The organism is Aedoeadaptatus coxii (genome assembly GCF_001553115.1).
GTDB classification, from domain to species: domain Bacteria; phylum Bacillota; class Clostridia; order Tissierellales; family Peptoniphilaceae; genus Aedoeadaptatus; species Aedoeadaptatus coxii.
In genome coordinates this window covers 119417-135627 of record NZ_KQ960182.1, presented here as the reverse complement: position 1 = coordinate 135627, position 16211 = coordinate 119417, and the positions used below count along the sequence as shown (strand labels likewise).

The window sequence follows — 16211 nt, the reverse complement described above, 5'->3', positions numbered from 1 at the left end:
AGAGTGACTAATGGCTATTTTAAAAATCAGAACAGATGAAGACCCTATACTAAGAAAAAAATCTCGAGATGTTGATACCTTTGACGATCATTTAAAACAACTTATAGACGATATGTACGAAACCATGTACGACGCCGAAGGTGTCGGATTGGCAGCAGTTCAGGTTGGTAAATTAAAACGGATGCTCGTCATCGACGATTACGACGGATCGAAGATCGTCTTGATTAATCCCGTACGCGTGGAAGAATCCGGTGATTCCGAAGCACTGGAAGGTTGTTTGAGTGTACCGGAGCGCATGGGAAAAGTTAAGCGATTCGAAAAGGTAAAGGTAGATTACCAAACGGTAGACGGCGAAGCGGACACCATTGTAGCGGAAGGCTTTTTAGCTCGCATTATTCAGCACGAAATGGATCATTTAGACGGAATTCTCTACACCGATATTGCGGAAGAGATGTTTGATGTTCACAAAGAAACCGGCGAGGTAGAATAACGATGTTAAAAAGTATTTTTTTCGGCACGCCGGAATTTGCCATTCCTACTTTAAATGCTCTGGCGGAACTTACAGATCTACGATTGGTAGTAACTCAAGAAGACAAGCGTAAGGGGAGAGGAAAAAAACTTTTGCCTACCCCCGTTAAAGAGAGGGCAGAGGAATTAAACATTCCCGTATTTCAACCCGGTAGCATTAACACACTGGAAGCGCTACAACGCCTTCGAGACGAAGAGGCGGACTTATTTATTGTCGTGGCGTACGGCCAAATTCTTAAAAAGGAGCTTTTGGAGATTCCGAAGGGCTATATTATGAATGTTCACAGTTCCCTTCTTCCCCGTCATAGGGGGGCCGCGCCTATGCAATGGGCTATTTTATCGGGCGACGAAAAAACCGGCGTCAGTTTTATGCAGATCGAAGAAGGATTGGATAGCGGACCGGTTTACGACACGCGCGCTATTTCTATCGGAGACAAAAACTTCGGTGACATCCACGACGAGCTCGCAGAACTCGGTGCCGATCTGTTGAGGGAATTCATTAAGGATATGGAGGGCGGCAAGATCGTCCTTCAACCCCAAGATGACTCTCTTGCAACGTACGCATCTAAAATCGACGAAGACTTGATGACCATAGACCCTCTTACACTTTCTGCCACGGAAGCACTTCGTAAAGTGCGCGCATTCTCCCCGGAACCGGGCGCGCATTTGACGATGCAGGGGGAAAGATTGAAGATTTATGACGCCGCCATTAGCGACGAAAATCTTGCTCCAGGGGAGTTTATGGCGACAAAGAAGAAGCTTTTTATCGGAACAAGAGAAGGTTCCTTATCCATTCGCGAACTTCAACGGCCCGGAAAAAAACGCATGGCCGTAGGTTCTTATTTAGCAGGCGCTCACTTGCCGGAAAGAGGTGAAGTATAATGTACGGTTACTACGGCTACGATATTCAGTATTTGCTCTATTTATTGCCCGGCATGCTTCTCGCCATGTATGCTCAGGCAAAAATTAAGAGTAACTTCGAAACATATAGCAAGATAGGCAATTCGAGAGGGCTGACAGGAGAAATGGCGGCCCGTCAAATCCTTTCAAGCTATCACATCGATGATGTTCGCGTGGAGCGGATTAGAGGATCTTTAACAGATCATTACGATTCTACGCAAAACATACTTCGCCTTAGTGATTCAGTATATGACTCCACATCCATTGCTGCCGTAGGCGTTGCCGCCCATGAAGTAGGGCATGCGATTCAGCACCACATCGGCTACGCGCCTTTAAAATTTAGAAATGCCATCGTGCCTGCTGCCAATATTGGATCCAATGTATCTTTCCTCTTTGTATTTTTAGGTTTGATGGCCTTTAGACCGTTGCTAAAAATCGGTATTGCATTATTTGCTATAACCGTTCTGTTCCAGCTTTTGACACTGCCTGTAGAATACGACGCCAGTCATCGTGCTAAAGTGATTCTTAGAGACGGCATTTTGTCGGGTAAGGAAATGGAAGGCGTCGAAAAAGTCTTATCCGCTGCGGCACTGACGTATGTAGCCAGTCTCGTTACCGCCATCGGTACACTTCTTCGATTTCTTTCTCTCGATAGGAGACGGGATTAATGAAAAATCCCAGATTTACGGCGCTCAAAACATTACAAAAGGTCGCTCACGGAGAGTTTATTCAGGATGCCTTCGATCGAAAAGGGTTAAATCCTAAAGACGAACGCTTGGCAGAAACGATTATTAACGGAACCGTCCAACACGAGCTTTTCCTCGATTATGTAATCGATCAATTCGTTTCAAACACCGATAAGCTTCAGGCGAATCTTCGCATTCTTTTGAGAATGAGTATTTATCAGATTCGCTTTCTCGATCGGGTTCCCAATCGAGCCATAGTGGATGAAAGTGTAAAAATCGCTAAAAAAATTGCCAACCAAGGAGCTGGCGGCCTCGTCAACGGCGTGTTACGTTCTATTATTCGAGAAGGTGACGATGCATTTAAAATTAAAACTGACGACGACATTACGTATTTGTCCTTACGCTACAGTTTTTCGGAAGAGTGGGTTAAGTATTTTAAAACGCTCTTGGGAAATGATGCGGAGAAATTTTTAGCATCTACCTTTAATCCGGCTCCCATCACGATTCGTCCCATTCATACGAATAAACAAGAATTGCAAATTAGCTTAGAGGAAGAAGGCTTTGAGCTGAGCGATGCCGAAGTTGGCGAAACTGCTCTTAACGTTGAGAATCCTCAAGGCCTATTCGATTCAAAAGCATTTCATAACGGCCATTTTTATGTACAAGACGGCGCCTCTCAGGAAGTGGTATCTTTATTTACCCGTGACGTCAAGGCAGAAGCATTGGATCTATGCGCCGCTCCGGGCGGGAAGAGCTTTCAAATGGCAGAAATATTTCATCACGTGCTTAGTTGTGACAGCAATGGCGAACGCTTAAAATTAATGGACGAAAATATTAAGCGTTTGGGCTATGAGAATATTACGACGCAAGTTCGAAATGCTAAAACCCCTCTTCCTAAAAAAACCTACGACCGAATATTAGTCGATGCACCTTGTTCGGGTCTGGGCCTTTTGCGTCGAAAGCCGGAAATTAAACATCGTGTTACCTTGGATGATGTGTTACGCCTGGCGCTAACGCAACGGCTGATACTGGAAAATGCTTATCATGCGTTGGCGACGGGTGGCGAACTCGTCTATAGCACTTGCACCGTTACTGTCGAGGAAAATGAAGGTGTTCTGGCTTCCTTTTTAAAGGATCACCCGGAATGCACTTTAAGGAGTAAAGGTATACGTTATTGGCCGCATCAAAAAAATTGCGACGGTTTTTCAATGGCCGTTATCGTTAGAAAGGACGACTATGCATTGGATGGAAATGACGCCCAATGAGCTGAAAGACTACATGGTCTCCCTCGGTGAGAAACCATTTCGAGGTACACAGCTTTTTGAAGGCATACACAACCACCACAAGAGCCCGGAGGAAATGAGTAATATTCCAAAGGCGACCATAGAAAAGTTGCCGGATGAACTTGAAGGCATTCAAATCGTAAAGCGTCTCAGTTCGAAAATTGACGAGACTAAGAAATACCTTTACCGCTTAAGTGACGGGGAAATTATCGAGGGCGTGTTGATGAAATATCATCACGGATACAGCCTTTGTGTGTCCACTCAAGTGGGCTGCCGCATGGGATGTCGTTTTTGTGTATCAACTTTAAATGGCAAAATCCGCGATCTCCGTTCCTACGAAATGCTCTCTCAAATTTATGAAGTTGAGCGGGCTGAAGGTGTTTCCATTTCCAATATTATACTCATGGGAAGTGGTGAACCTTTCGATAATACAGACAATGTGTTTCGATTCCTTCATCTTTTACACGACCCTAAGGGAAAAAATATGAGTTACCGCAGCATGACCATTTCTACCTGCGGCCTTATTCAAGGTATCGAGCGGCTAATCGATGAAGATATACCAGTTAATTTAGCCATCAGCCTCCATGAAACGGCGCAGGAAGACAGAGCGTCCCTTATGCCCGTTGCAAAAAGCTACCCCTTAGAGGAATTATTCGACACATTGCGCCATTACGATAAGAAAACGGGTCAGCGTGTTACGTTGGAATATACTTTGATTGAAGGCAAAAACGATACGATGCGAAATGTTGAACAGCTCGCGCGCTGGACGAAGGGGATGCGCTGCCACGTGAATTTAATCCCTCTCAATACGACGAGTCATTTTTCTCATACGAAGCCCGATCGAAGTCACATCCTTCGATTTCAAAGGGAGTTGTCCCAAAGAGGCGTATCGTGTACAATACGAAGAGAATTAGGCAGCGATATTCAAGCCAGTTGCGGCCAATTAAAGGCCGGCACTATGGTAGAAGAAACAAGGTGATGCTATGAAAATATCTGCTTATAGCCATATAGGGGGAAGAGATAACAACGAAGACAGTTACTACGTCGATCCCGAAGGACGTTTCGCCATTTTAGCCGACGGCATGGGCGGTCATGCGGCCGGGGAAAAAGCGAGTGAGCTGGCAGTAGGTGTTATAAAAAACAAATTGTCCGTCCCTGTCGATAGTGAAAAACAGCTTCTAAATTTGCTGAATGAAGGCGTTCAGGATGCCAATCATCAAATATTTAAAAGCTCTGTCGATCACTTGAAGTACAGAGGCATGGGCACTACCTTAAGTTTGGTTTATTTACTTAATCAAAAGCTTTACTATATCAATATCGGCGATTCCAGAATTTACGGTTATAAAGACGAGCTCTTTCAAATCTCAAAAGATGACAGTTTCGTAAATTACCTCGTGGATATCGGCGACATTTCCGAGGAAGAAGCTCGAGTTCACCCGAAAAAGAATGTGCTTACAAAGGCTTTGGGTACAACAAATGGCGTAGAGTTTCAAGTGCGAAGCTTGGATGCTGATTTGCAATTTATCGTCTTGTGCTCCGACGGCTTATCTGATGTCGTGGACTTCGACATCATTGCAAAGATCCTAGAGAGTAGCGAAGGCGACTACTCGAAAATACTAGTCCAAGAAGCTTTGGACCGGAATGGCCAAGATAATATTACGGTTATTGTCTTTAACAAGAGTAGGTGAGAGAATGCAAGGAATGATTTTAGCCGACAGATATGAATGTATAAAACGCATCGGTACCGGCGGCATGGGCGACGTTTATAAAGCCCACGATCGACGCTTGGATCGCATCGTCGCTATTAAGGTCTTAAAAAGTGAATATAACGAAGATGATAATTTTATACGCAAATTTAGGAGAGAGTCCTTAGCGGCAGCGAGTATTTCCCATCCCAACATTGTAAGTATTTATGACGTCGGCATGGAAACTATTGCCGATGAGGATGTGTATTATATTGTCATGGAATATATCGACGGAAAAACGCTTAAAGAGCTAATCCGCGAAGAGGGCGTTCTAAGCCAAAATCAGGCGTTGAATTACCTCATTCAAATTGCTGAAGCTTTGAAAATCGCCCACAACAAAAACATTATTCATCGCGATATTAAATCGCAAAACATTATGGTTACGCGAGATAATCGGGTAAAGGTTACAGACTTCGGTATTGCTCGCATGGCGGGGAATGCTACTATGACGGTTACCAATGCCGTTATGGGCAGTGTTCATTACTTTTCGCCGGAGCAGGCGAGAGGACAAAAGGTCGATGCACGAAGCGATATTTATTCCATGGGTATTGTTCTTTACGAAATGCTCACCGGTGATGTTCCCTTCGATTCGGAAAATCCCATTACCGTGGCGCTTATGCATGTGCAAAATGAAATGCCCATGCCTTCAGAGCGCAATCCTAGGGTCAGCCCGGAAGTGGATATGGTCTTTAAGCACATGACCGAGAAAAAGCCTAGCGATCGCTACGAAAATGTGAATTTAATTATCGACGATGTCAAGACGATTTTGCTCGGCAAGGTATACGGCGATCACGGCCGTACGGATACGCGAACGACGGTGATTCTTCCGCCTAAAGGAGAAGCTGCGGAGCGGCACACTCATCATGGAAATACTGCGCCCATTCGCCCGTCGACCAAAACATCGACGAAAAAATCGAAAAAGAAAAAATCCAATCCTTTGGCGACGATTGGCGGCATCGTACTGGCCCTCCTCGTGCTTTTCGCCTTGGCCTTTGGAGGTTCGAAGATTAAAGATATTCTCAACGGTAATGCCGGTAAGGATACTGTAGAAATGGTAGATTTCATCGGTAAAGATGTTTCCGATGCCAAGGATTTCGCAGGAAGTCACGATTTAAAATTAGAGATCAACGAAAAAATTTCCGATGAAGGGGTTTCACCGGGTACTATACTTTCACAATCTGTAGAGCCCGGAGAAGTTCTTAAGCGTGGCGATCAGTTCTCAGTCGTCATAGCCAAAGAAAAGGAAAAAGTCAAAGTTCCCGATTTGGAAAATATGACCATCGCCGAAGCGCAATCCACTCTTAAATCCCTCGGCCTTAATCTCGTCGTCGATAAAACCGAATACGATGAGGATGTGCCGGCTGATCGCATTATTCGACAAAAGCCAAGATCCGAAGAATCTATTGCCAAAGGTGAAGATGTTCACGTGGTAATGAGTAAGGGTCAAGACAGTAAAATGGGTGTTGTACCCAATTTACGAGGCGTTACTGTTGAAAAGGCGAGAGCTCTCTTAAAACAACAAGGCTTGAAACTTGGCAATGTAGATGAACGAGAAGATCTATCTGTTGGGCCCGGCGAAGTCGTATGGCAACAATATAATAGCGGCAATCAAATTAAACAAGGGGAAACAGTAGACATTATTGTAAGCAAGCGATCCTCTCGAGGCGATCAAGAGGGAAATTCCTCACACGGTCAATCGGGAAGCCAAAAAAGGATTTCTTATCGAATACCCGACGACGGAAATGATCACAATGTCCAAGTAATCATGGAATCCAACGGAAGGGAAAAAGTGATTAGCGAGGAATCCGTTAGCGGCGGTTCTTCCGTAACCTATCCCGTGCAAGGACATTCCGGCGACAGAGTATCCCTTCGCGTCGACGGTAGCACTGTAAAATCGGTGGACTTTTAATGCGTCTTAAAGGAAGAATTACTAAATTACTCGGCGGATATTATTACGTCGCCGGGGAAGACGGCGAATATTACGAGACGAGAGCGAGGGGAATTTTTCGTCACTTGGGGCAAAAGCCCGTAGTTGGCGATTACGTAGAAATTATGGTAGATGAGGGACACCACCTTCATTCTGTAGAAAAGATTTTGGAGCGGACCAATAGTATATTGCGTCCGCCCATTTCCAATGTGGATCAAATATTTCTTTTTATACCTACTGCCAATCCGAACTATAATCTGCTTCTCGTCGATAAAATGCTAGCCTATTATGAATCGAAAAACGTGGACGTCGTTCCCATCGTTTCTAAATTTGACATCAATCCCGAAGAAGCGGGCAAGCTTATTGCACTTTACGAATCTGCCGGATACAAAGTGCAAAGGTTATCGAAATTTAACGAGGATACAGTAAGTTCCATCAAAAAACTGTTACCTGGAAAGACCACGGCTTTAAGTGGCGTTTCCGGCTCCGGTAAATCTACCTTTTTAAATCATGTATTAGGCATAAACTTGGAGACGGGAACGGTAAGCGAAAAAACCAATCGCGGTAAACATACGACCCGTCATACTGAAATTTTTAAAGGTGAAGAGGGAATGTATCTTTTCGATACGCCGGGCTTTTCCAGCATGGAAATATCCGAAATCCAATCCCAAGATTTGGACAAATATTACAGGGATTTTCACGATTATTTAGGCGAGTGTAAATTTATGGACTGTACCCATCGTAAAGAACCTGGTTGCAGAATTTTAAAAGCATTTGAAGACGGTGATATACAACCGACACGGTACGAAAATTATTTGAAAATATATGAGGAGTTATCAGAAAAGGAGAATTCCAAATGGCGTTAGTAGCCCCCTCTATTTTATCTGCCGATTTTTCAAAATTGGGCGAAGAAATAAAATGCTTAGATCGAGAAAAGGTTGATTTTATTCACATCGATGTAATGGATGGCCATTACGTACCTAACTTAACCTTCGGTCCGCCGGTGATAAAATCGATTCGTTCTTACACGGACATCCCCTTTGATGTCCATCTTATGATCGAGCATCCTGAGCGCAGTTTACAGGATTATATCGATGCGGGTGCTGACCGTATTACTTGCCATTTGGATGCGACAAGGCATTTGGAACGATTCGTGCAACAAGTTAAATCCGCCGACTTAAAGGCAGGGGTAAGCCTTTGTCCTCACGAATCGCCGGAAGCCTTACGTTATGTTCTCGATGATTTGGACTTGATCCTTTTAATGAGCGTCAATCCCGGATTTGGAGGTCAGTCTTTTATTGAATCCACCGTTCAAAAAGCGCGTGATTTGCGAAAATTATTAGCAGGCCGTCACTGCGAGATAATGGTGGACGGCGGAATTAATTTAGAAACCGGTAAACGCATGGTGGATGCCGGATGCGATAGTTTGGTGGCGGGATCTTTTATCTTTAAGCATGAGGATCCGTCGGAAGCCATTCGCGGTCTTAAAGCTCTATGAAAAGAGGGCTTATCGTAACGGGAGGGAATAAACCTTCTCGCGAATTACTCTTTCGTGAAATCCATTGGGCCGATATAATCATTTGTGCCGACAGCGGCTTTGATTCTATGGCTGATCATCGAGATAAAATCGTACTCGTTATCGGCGATTTTGACAGTACCCATCGTAGAGAAGCTCTGGAGAAACTTGACGTTCCCGTAGAAGTTCTTTCCCCAATGAAAGACGAGACCGACACTGAGATGGCCTTTTTACGAATGCTGAAATATGAGCTCGATGAAATTCATTTGCTTGGAGGCATGGGTAGCCGATGGGATCATAGTTTAGCGACAGTGCTTTCATTGGAAGCTTACTTGAATCGTTGTAAATGTATAAAGATGATCGACGAGCAGAACGAGCTTCAAATGGTTTTGCCGGGGACCTACCCTGTGGAAAAAGGAGACTATCACTACTTTAGTGTCATTCCCATTAGTGATTCTGTGGTTTTTTCCACTCACGGCTTTAAGTACGAAGTGAGTAAATTGGAAATACTTCGTAAAAAAACGCGAGGTGTCAGCAACGAAATCATAGAACAAAACGCCTTTATAACCCTTCATAAGGGGACTGCTTTATTTATAAAATCAAAAGATGCATAATAAAAAGCCTTTGGTCGCAAGTGGCCAAAGGCTTTTACTATATGAAATAATTTAATTTACTTGATTGCGAGGCTTTACACCCTTTTGGAAATCTTCCAGATTATCGACACAGGCATTTCCCATTTCAAGACGCGCTTCGAAAGTGGCGTTTCCTAAGTGAGGAGCCAGAGTTACATTTGAAAGAGTTAATAAGTCGGCTGTCACTTTCGGTTCAAACTCGTACACGTCGAGAGCTGCGCCGGCGATTTCTCCGGATTTAAGTGCATCGGCAAGAGCCTGTTCGTCGATTAGAGGCCCTCTCGCTGCATTAATAAAGGTAGCAGTCGGCTTCATGGCCTTAAATGCATGTTCATCGAATAGATGATGCAATTCGGGAACAAAAGCGGAGTGAAGACTGATGAAGTCCGATTCACTTAAAAGTTGTTCGAAAGATACATAACGTGCACCGAAGGATTCAATATCATCTTTTCGGTTTCTCGAATGGTAAATAACATTCATGTCAAAGGCGAGGGCACGTTTTGCCAAGTTCTTGCCGATATTGCCCATGCCGAAAATGCCGAGCGTTTTTCCCTTCAATTGTTGTCCGAGGAAATACGTCGGCCGCCATCCCTTAAAGCCGCCTTCTCGCAAATCCTTATCTCCGTTAACAAGTTTGCGCGCTTGAGCGAGCATGAGGGCGAAGGTAAGTTCTGCAGTAGAAACGGCGGAAGAGGGGGCAGGGGCATTGCAAACGACGATGCCCTTACTGCGCGCATAGACGATGTCAATATTGTCGAAGCCGGCACCGTAATTAAGTATAATTTTTAAATCGCCGGCACCGTCGATTACGTCGGCGTCGATTTTATCCGACAAAGGACATATAAGAGCATCCGCTCCCTGTAAGCCTTTAATTAGTTCATCTTTTGTCAGTGGAATATTACTGTCGTTGTAATCATAATCGACATCAGTTAATCGTTCAATGATTTCGTCGGGTACTCTGCTTGAAATAAAAAGTTTCATAGTGACTCCTATCGAATAATAAATAAAAAAAGCCGATTCCCTGGAATCGACTCATTATTAAAGTGCGCGTTCTACCTTACCGGATCTAAGGCAACGTGTGCAGACGTAAATTCTCTTAGTGGAACCATTAACAACGGCGCGAACACGTTGAAGGTTCGGGGCCCACGCTCTGTTTCCCCTTTTATGGGAGAAGGAAATCGTGTTACCAAATTTCTTTTGCTTTCCGCAAATTTCGCATCTTTTAGCCATATTTACACCTCCTCCGACTCTTTTTCTGACTTCTCGTATTTTACCACAGTCGATTTTAAATTGCAATTATTCAAAGATGTTTTCTGAAACTTATCTGTGATATAATGGGGTAAACTCCGCAATAATGGAAAGGAGACTTACTGATGGAAGTTACGATCCCTACTAGCAAGGGCAATATTACAATAGATAATCAAGTCATCGCCACCATCGCCGGCGTATCGGCAATGGAGAGTTACGGTGTCGTCGGAATGGCGTCTAGAAACGCGGCTGACGGTATTTTTCAATTGTTAAAATTTGAAAACTTAACCCGCGGTATTGAGGTCAATACTGAAAACGAACGGGTTGTCATTTGTTTACACGTTATTATCGAATTCGGAATTCGTATTTCCACGGTCGGTCAAAATATAATCGATCGCGTTCGATTTAATGTGGAATCTTTAACGGGTCTCGATGTCGATGATATCGAAGTGCTCGTCGAAGGTATACGGATGAACTAGAGGTAGCTATGCAATTTATTACAACAGAAGATTTTATTGAAGCACTCTATAGTGCTTCGAATTATTTAGAACAGAATAAAACCAAAGTCAATGACCTGAATGTTTTTCCCGTACCCGATGGCGATACGGGAACGAATATGTCCATGACCATTAAAAGTGCCGTTAAACAGGTAAAGAGTACTTCAGCAAAAGCGATCGATGAGGTCGCGACTGAAATGAGTCGCGGCGCTTTAATGGGCGCGCGGGGGAATAGCGGGGTTATTCTCTCCCAATTATTCCGCGGTTTTGCCGAAGGTTTGAAGGGCAAAGAGAAGGTCGACACCCAATCCCTTGCCTATGCAATGAAAAAAGCTTCGGAAATGACCTATCTCGCCGTTATGAAGCCGACAGAAGGTACTATTTTAACCGTCGGACGCGAGAGTGCGGAATTCGCCATGAAAAATGCGAAAAAATATAAGGACATTCTCGAATTTTTCGAAGCGGTCATTGCACGCGCTAAGGAATCCCTAAGCAATACGCCCAATTTATTGCCCGTGCTTAAAGAAGCAGGAGTAGTGGACGCCGGCGGTCAAGGTCTCGTTACGATTTTAGAAGGAGCATACCTTGCATTAAAAGGTGAGGCCGTTACCTCAATCGGCGAGGAAGAGTCGACTGTTTCTAAAGGGGCTCCCGTGCGTTCCGAAATATCTACGGATAATATTAAATTCGGCTATTGCACGGAATTTATCGTCACAACTGAATCTGATCACGTCGAAGATTTAAAGGCGAAACTCGTAGAACGGGGTGACAGTCTTCTCGTCGTCGGCGACGATAAAATGATTAAAGTTCACGTTCATACCAACGATCCCGGCCTAGCACTGCAAAGCGGCTTGGAATTCGGCTTTTTGAAGGATATTAAAATCGATAATATGCGAATTCAACACTCGGAACGCCTCTTTAGCGCCGACCAAGTGAAGGAAAAACAAGCCGAAGAAAAACATGAAGATGCTTCGCCTCTCAAGCCCTATGGTTTTGTATCCATTTGTGCTGGCGAGGGAATTGAATCTATCTTTAAAGATGTCGGCGTCGATTATCTCGTAACCGGCGGCCAAACGATGAATCCGAGTACGGAAGATATTTTAGCGGGGATTAACAAGGTTAAAGCGGAGCATATTTTCGTCTTGCCCAATAACAGCAATATATTCTTAGCCGCCGAAGCGGCGGCAGACATTGCGGAAAAAGATGTTACTGTCTTAAAGACACGCTCTATTCCGGAAGGTATTACCGCCTGTATCCACTTTATGCCCGATCAATCCGTCAAAGATAACATCGAAGCTATGATGGCGGCGGTTGAAGACCTTAAGACGGCTCAAGTAACTTACGCCGTGCGCGATACTGAAATGGACGGTATTACGATTAAGAAAGGTGATTTTATCGGCCTTTCCGGTAAGAAAATCGTATCCAAAGGTCCCTCTATTGAGGAGACGACGATCGACGTATTGAAATATATGATCGATGAGGGCTCCAGCTTTATTTCCCTTTATGCCGGAAGCGATGTGGCCGATGAAGGCATCGCATCTTTGGAATCGGCATTGGATGAAGCGTATCCGGACCTCGATTACGACGTAATGCGCGGCGATCAGCCGATCTATTATTATTTAATTTCAGTAGAGTAAAGGGCAGGCGAAAGCCTGCTTTTTCTTTGGAGGTACTATGTTAGATGCTGCAATAACAAATGTATCAGGTGTAGGACCAAAAATAGCAGAGCGGTTAAAGCGATTAAATATTCATACTGTAGAAGATTTAGTATATACATTACCTTATCGATACGAAGATCGTACAGAGCTTCTTGATTTCCAACATGCTAATTTCGAGGAACCGAAGATGTACCGCGTCCAAATTCTAGAGAAAGAGAAAGTTCGCTATTTAAAAAAGGGTTTAAAGATGCAAAACTTTAAAATAAGCGACGGGATCTCTCAAGCGGAACTCACTTTTTTTAACATGCCTTTTCTCGACAGACAATTGCGCGTGGGAAATTATTACTATGTATATGGTAAGCCTAAATTTTTTAACAGAAAATTGCAGTTTTCAAGTCCGCAATTGTTTACGGAGAAAGAACGTAAAGAGGCTATGCGCATAACCCCTATATATCCCTTAGTTGAGGGGATTCAACAAAAGCGTATGCAAAAGTTTATAGGGGAGGCGTTGGCGAATTTCAGCATTCCTTCAATTGTTCCGGACTATTTATTAGCGCGCTACGGTCTTCTATCCGAGGGGGATGCGCTGAAAAGTATTCACTCTCCGAAAACCATGGAAGAAGCTCACCTCGCCTATCAATCCCTCGTCTTCTCGGAATTTTTATGCTTTCAACTTGCTTTAGGCCGCTTTGATGTAAAGCGAGGATCTAAAGGATTTGTTATGAAGGAAGAGGGGCTGAGTGATGCCATTCTCGATAGTTTGCCATTTGAGCTTACAGTTGGGCAGCAAGAGGCATGGAGGGATATTCAGGAGGACATGGCTTCCGGTGAACGAATGGAAAGACTTGTTCAAGGCGATGTAGGGAGTGGGAAGACAGTCATTGCATTTCTTGCCATGGCGCGCTGTGTAGCGAGCGGATATCAGGCTATGATGATGGCACCGACGGAAATCCTCGCCAAACAACACTACGACGAAGCCTTTAAGCGATTTATGCCCTTAGGGGTGAAAGTCGAATTATTGACAGGTTCTACGAAGCCTGCAAAGCATCGTGAAATTATTGAGAACTTCAATAATGGTGCTTGCGACATTTTAATCGGTACTCACAGCCTTTACAACGAAGATATTCATTCCGAACACTTGGGACTAACCATTACCGATGAACAGCATCGCTTTGGTGTTTTGCAAAGAGAAGCACTTCAGGAAAAACAATCGAAAAGCCATCGATTGATTATGACGGCGACGCCAATTCCGAGAAGCCTCGGCATCGTAATGTATGGGAACACGTCGATTTCCTCGATTCGTTCTATGCCTAAAGGTCGCAAGGCCGTCGAAACCACTGTGATCGGTGAGGATGATCTTGAAAAGGCTTACACTTTTATCGAAAGCTATTTAAAAAGCGGACAGCAGGCATATATAGTCTGTCCTTTAATTGAAGAAAACCTCGAGCTTTCGTTACACGCAGCAGAATCTGTATATCGGTATCTATCGCAAAAGCGCTTTAAAGAGTACAGTGTCGGCCTACTTCACGGTCAACAATCGACAGAGGAAAAGAACGCAGTAATGGAAGATTTTGCGGACAATCGTCACCAAATTCTCGTCGCCACGACAGTTATCGAAGTGGGAGTTAATGTGGTAAACGCCAACCTTCTTTTTGTATTTGATGCCGATCGATTCGGCCTTGCCACATTGCACCAATTAAGAGGCCGGGTCGGCCGCGGCGACAGCCAAGCTTACTGCATTTTACATTCGGCAAATCATTCGCCAAAAACTCAACAACGACTTGCCATTATGGCAGCTTCCAACGACGGATTTTATATTGCGGAAGAAGATATGAAACTTAGAGGCGGCGGCGATTTCTTCGGCACGCGACAATCGGGGATGGTAAGTTTCCGCGTAGGCGATCTTTTTGAAAATATGGATATTATGCGTTACGCTAAACTTGAAGCGGATGCTATTTTGAAGGGTCACCATTTAAATGTTGAGGAGCAGCCGAATCTATTAAATGGCGTCTTAGCGTACGAAAAACGAACACTCGGTATTTAATGTCGTGATAAATTGTCAACGATAGGGGAATATGCTAAAATTTAGGAGAGGATATTATGCGTGTAATTGCAGGCGATGTAAAAGGACGACGGCTTAAAACACCGAAAGACGATCGCGTCCGTCCGACGGAAGATCGCATCAAGGAAAATATTTTTAATTTACTTTTCGGTCCTTTCTACGGCACGACGGTTTTAGATCTTTTTGCCGGAACGGGGCATATGGGAATTGAATTTTTAAGCCGTGGTGCAGATTTTTGTTGGTTTTGCGACAACCATCCCGACAGTTTGCGCCTTATCCATGACAATCTGTCGTTGACAGGGTACATGAACAAAAGCGAAATCGTAAATGGTTCATTTGAAAAATGTTTAAATTTGGCAAAGGAAAGGGACGTACAATTTGACTACGTCTACATTGATCCGCCATACGATCAAAAGGCCTATTACGATAAAGCGGTGACCATTATTGCTCAAAAAAAACTTCTGTCTACGGGTGGAAGGATTATAATGGAAGCACCTGATCGTTATGAATTTTCGGAGTATGAGCATTTAACGCTCCTGCGAAAAAAGACATACGGCAAGAAAAATATTTGGATTTATGAAAGTTGTGATTGAGAAGTGAAGGTTATTTACGCCGGAAGTTTTGATCCGGTCACATATGGTCATCTCGACATTATTTTAAGGGCGCGTAAAGTCTTTGGTGAGGTTATCGTCGCTGTTTTAAATAATAAAAAGAAGACCGGTTTTTTTACAATTTCTGAGCGTTTGGCACTTCTTGAAAAAGCACTTGAAGGCGAAGAAAACATTGAAATCGACAGCTTTGAAGGTTTACTCGTCGATTACGCCAATAGGAAGAATATCGGTACAGTCGTGCGCGGCTTGCGCTCCAATTCCGATTTCGAAAATGAATACATGGTCGCCATGGCAAATAAAAACTATGGCACCGATCTGGAAACTGTTTTTTTACTTACTACTCAGGAGCATCTATTCATCAGCTCATCCCTTGCGAGGGAAGTGGCGATTTTTGGCGGTGATACGTCTTTATTTGTTCCGGAGATTGTGGGAAAGGCCATGAAAGAGAAAGTGAGAGAGAGGTAAAATTATGGAAGTCATGCGTTATATTGAAGATCTAAAGGACTTATTGGAAGTAAGCTCCACCATTCCCCTTACGGGAAAGACAATGGTAGACAAAGAAGAAGTTACAGAACTTCTCAACCAAATCGAATCACAATTCCCCAAAGATATGGCGGAAGCACAAAGTATTCGCGATCGTAAAGACGAAATCTTTAACGATGCCAATATGCAAGCCAAACAAATTATTCAAGCAGCTCATGTAGAAGCTAAGAAATTAATTGACGAAGATGAAATTACATTGGCGGCCCAAGAGCAAGCCAGAGAAATTATGATTCGCGCCGAAACCGAAAGCGAACAAATTCGTCATTCGGCAAGAGAATATGTCGATGGTCTTCTGGAAAATACGCAAGTACAACTTTCCGAATTAATTAAAACCATTAACGAAAACAGAAAAGAACTTTAAAAAAAACGGCCTTG

The 16211-nt window shown here is 43.8% G+C and carries 18 protein-coding genes; 16 read left to right on the top strand and 2 right to left on the bottom strand.

Annotated features, from left to right (window positions below; all coding sequences use genetic code 11):
- The first annotated feature begins 10 nt into the window (after positions 1–10).
- The 10 genes from def to HMPREF1863_RS07440 are packed head-to-tail and all read left to right on the top strand — an operon-like array spanning position 11 to position 9199.
- Positions 11–490: a peptide deformylase gene (gene def / locus HMPREF1863_RS07485; RefSeq protein WP_068369436.1), complete on the top strand. Its 480-nt coding sequence runs from the start codon at positions 11–13 to the stop codon at positions 488–490.
- Positions 491–492: 2 nt separating this feature from the next.
- Entirely contained in the window at positions 493–1410 is a 918-nt protein-coding gene (gene fmt / locus HMPREF1863_RS07480) for a methionyl-tRNA formyltransferase (protein ID WP_068369433.1), read from the top strand.
- The gene (locus HMPREF1863_RS07475) at positions 1410–2096 is read left to right on the top strand and encodes a zinc metallopeptidase (protein WP_068369430.1); all 687 of its coding nucleotides are present in this window, start codon (positions 1410–1412) and stop codon (positions 2094–2096) included. Before fmt ends, HMPREF1863_RS07475 begins: the two co-directional genes overlap by 1 nt.
- Positions 2096–3379 carry a 16S rRNA (cytosine(967)-C(5))-methyltransferase RsmB gene (gene rsmB, locus HMPREF1863_RS07470; protein WP_068369427.1) on the top strand — a complete coding sequence of 428 codons (1284 nt, stop codon included), beginning with the start codon at positions 2096–2098 and terminating at the stop codon, positions 3377–3379. Before HMPREF1863_RS07475 ends, rsmB begins: the two co-directional genes overlap by 1 nt.
- A complete protein-coding gene (gene rlmN, locus HMPREF1863_RS07465; protein ID WP_068369416.1) occupies positions 3351–4376 on the top strand; it encodes a dual-specificity RNA methyltransferase RlmN in 1026 nt (341 codons plus the stop codon). Before rsmB ends, rlmN begins: the two co-directional genes overlap by 29 nt.
- Positions 4377–4380: 4 nt before the next feature.
- A complete protein-coding gene (locus tag HMPREF1863_RS07460; RefSeq protein ID WP_068369414.1) occupies positions 4381–5085 on the top strand; it encodes a PP2C family protein-serine/threonine phosphatase in 705 nt (234 codons plus the stop codon).
- Positions 5086–5089: 4 nt separating this feature from the next.
- Positions 5090–7051, top strand: coding sequence for a Stk1 family PASTA domain-containing Ser/Thr kinase (gene pknB / locus HMPREF1863_RS07455; protein ID WP_068369412.1), 1962 nt, complete (start codon positions 5090–5092; stop codon positions 7049–7051).
- On the top strand, positions 7051–7935 hold the full coding sequence (gene rsgA, locus HMPREF1863_RS07450) for a ribosome small subunit-dependent GTPase A (protein ID WP_068369410.1): 885 nt from the start codon (positions 7051–7053) through the stop codon (positions 7933–7935). Before pknB ends, rsgA begins: the two co-directional genes overlap by 1 nt.
- Complete coding sequence (gene rpe / locus HMPREF1863_RS07445) at positions 7926–8567, top strand: ribulose-phosphate 3-epimerase (protein WP_068369408.1); 642 nt, start codon at positions 7926–7928, stop codon at positions 8565–8567. Before rsgA ends, rpe begins: the two co-directional genes overlap by 10 nt.
- The gene (locus tag HMPREF1863_RS07440; RefSeq protein WP_068369405.1) at positions 8564–9199 is read left to right on the top strand and encodes a thiamine diphosphokinase; all 636 of its coding nucleotides are present in this window, start codon (positions 8564–8566) and stop codon (positions 9197–9199) included. The genes rpe and HMPREF1863_RS07440 overlap by 4 nt, the downstream gene beginning before the upstream one ends.
- Positions 9200–9250: 51 nt before the next feature.
- Here the strand turns inward: HMPREF1863_RS07440 and HMPREF1863_RS07435 are convergent, their stop codons facing one another.
- Positions 9251–10198, bottom strand: a complete 948-nt coding sequence (locus tag HMPREF1863_RS07435) for a 2-hydroxyacid dehydrogenase family protein (RefSeq protein ID WP_068369403.1) — start codon at positions 10196–10198, stop codon at positions 9251–9253.
- 57 nt (positions 10199–10255) lie between these two features.
- Positions 10256–10447 (bottom strand): 50S ribosomal protein L28, encoded by a 192-nt coding sequence (gene rpmB, locus HMPREF1863_RS07430; protein WP_068369399.1) that lies wholly within the window; start codon positions 10445–10447, stop codon positions 10256–10258.
- A gap of 143 nt (positions 10448–10590) precedes the next feature.
- Between rpmB and HMPREF1863_RS07425 the strand changes: the two genes are divergently transcribed.
- The 6 genes from HMPREF1863_RS07425 to HMPREF1863_RS07400 are packed head-to-tail and all read left to right on the top strand — an operon-like array spanning position 10591 to position 16197.
- Positions 10591–10944, top strand: a complete 354-nt coding sequence (locus HMPREF1863_RS07425) for an Asp23/Gls24 family envelope stress response protein (protein ID WP_068369396.1) — start codon at positions 10591–10593, stop codon at positions 10942–10944.
- 8 nt (positions 10945–10952) lie between these two features.
- Complete coding sequence (locus HMPREF1863_RS07420; protein WP_068369393.1) at positions 10953–12599, top strand: DAK2 domain-containing protein; 1647 nt, start codon at positions 10953–10955, stop codon at positions 12597–12599.
- A gap of 37 nt (positions 12600–12636) precedes the next feature.
- Positions 12637–14664, top strand: a complete 2028-nt coding sequence (gene recG, locus HMPREF1863_RS07415) for an ATP-dependent DNA helicase RecG (RefSeq protein WP_083508570.1) — start codon at positions 12637–12639, stop codon at positions 14662–14664.
- 56 nt (positions 14665–14720) lie between these two features.
- On the top strand, positions 14721–15275 hold the full coding sequence (gene rsmD, locus HMPREF1863_RS07410) for a 16S rRNA (guanine(966)-N(2))-methyltransferase RsmD (protein WP_068369379.1): 555 nt from the start codon (positions 14721–14723) through the stop codon (positions 15273–15275).
- Between the two features lie 3 nt (positions 15276–15278).
- Complete coding sequence (gene coaD / locus HMPREF1863_RS07405) at positions 15279–15758, top strand: pantetheine-phosphate adenylyltransferase (RefSeq protein ID WP_068369376.1); 480 nt, start codon at positions 15279–15281, stop codon at positions 15756–15758.
- Positions 15759–15762: 4 nt separating this feature from the next.
- A complete protein-coding gene (locus HMPREF1863_RS07400; RefSeq protein ID WP_068369373.1) occupies positions 15763–16197 on the top strand; it encodes an ATPase in 435 nt (144 codons plus the stop codon).
- Positions 16198–16211 lie beyond the last annotated feature (14 nt).

What these genes read in the sequence shown, in the direction of transcription:
- HMPREF1863_RS07460 (WP_068369414.1), top strand. Translation starts at nt 4,381, where the DNA reads ATGAAAATATCTGCTTATAGCCATATAGGGGGAAGAGATAACAACGAA.
- rsgA (WP_068369410.1), top strand. Translation starts at nt 7,051, where the DNA reads ATGCGTCTTAAAGGAAGAATTACTAAATTACTCGGCGGATATTATTAC.
- rpmB (WP_068369399.1), bottom strand. Translation starts at nt 10,447, where the DNA reads ATGGCTAAAAGATGCGAAATTTGCGGAAAGCAAAAGAAATTTGGTAAC.
- recG (WP_083508570.1), top strand. Translation starts at nt 12,637, where the DNA reads ATGTTAGATGCTGCAATAACAAATGTATCAGGTGTAGGACCAAAAATA.
- HMPREF1863_RS07440 (WP_068369405.1), top strand. Translation starts at nt 8,564, where the DNA reads ATGAAAAGAGGGCTTATCGTAACGGGAGGGAATAAACCTTCTCGCGAA.
- HMPREF1863_RS07475 (WP_068369430.1), top strand. Translation starts at nt 1,410, where the DNA reads ATGTACGGTTACTACGGCTACGATATTCAGTATTTGCTCTATTTATTG.
- rsmD (WP_068369379.1), top strand. Translation starts at nt 14,721, where the DNA reads ATGCGTGTAATTGCAGGCGATGTAAAAGGACGACGGCTTAAAACACCG.
- HMPREF1863_RS07425 (WP_068369396.1), top strand. Translation starts at nt 10,591, where the DNA reads ATGGAAGTTACGATCCCTACTAGCAAGGGCAATATTACAATAGATAAT.
- rsmB (WP_068369427.1), top strand. Translation starts at nt 2,096, where the DNA reads ATGAAAAATCCCAGATTTACGGCGCTCAAAACATTACAAAAGGTCGCT.
- HMPREF1863_RS07435 (WP_068369403.1), bottom strand. Translation starts at nt 10,198, where the DNA reads ATGAAACTTTTTATTTCAAGCAGAGTACCCGACGAAATCATTGAACGA.
- def (WP_068369436.1), top strand. Translation starts at nt 11, where the DNA reads ATGGCTATTTTAAAAATCAGAACAGATGAAGACCCTATACTAAGAAAA.
- HMPREF1863_RS07420 (WP_068369393.1), top strand. Translation starts at nt 10,953, where the DNA reads ATGCAATTTATTACAACAGAAGATTTTATTGAAGCACTCTATAGTGCT.
- rpe (WP_068369408.1), top strand. Translation starts at nt 7,926, where the DNA reads ATGGCGTTAGTAGCCCCCTCTATTTTATCTGCCGATTTTTCAAAATTG.
- pknB (WP_068369412.1), top strand. Translation starts at nt 5,090, where the DNA reads ATGCAAGGAATGATTTTAGCCGACAGATATGAATGTATAAAACGCATC.
- fmt (WP_068369433.1), top strand. Translation starts at nt 493, where the DNA reads ATGTTAAAAAGTATTTTTTTCGGCACGCCGGAATTTGCCATTCCTACT.
- rlmN (WP_068369416.1), top strand. Translation starts at nt 3,351, where the DNA reads ATGCATTGGATGGAAATGACGCCCAATGAGCTGAAAGACTACATGGTC.
- HMPREF1863_RS07400 (WP_068369373.1), top strand. Translation starts at nt 15,763, where the DNA reads ATGGAAGTCATGCGTTATATTGAAGATCTAAAGGACTTATTGGAAGTA.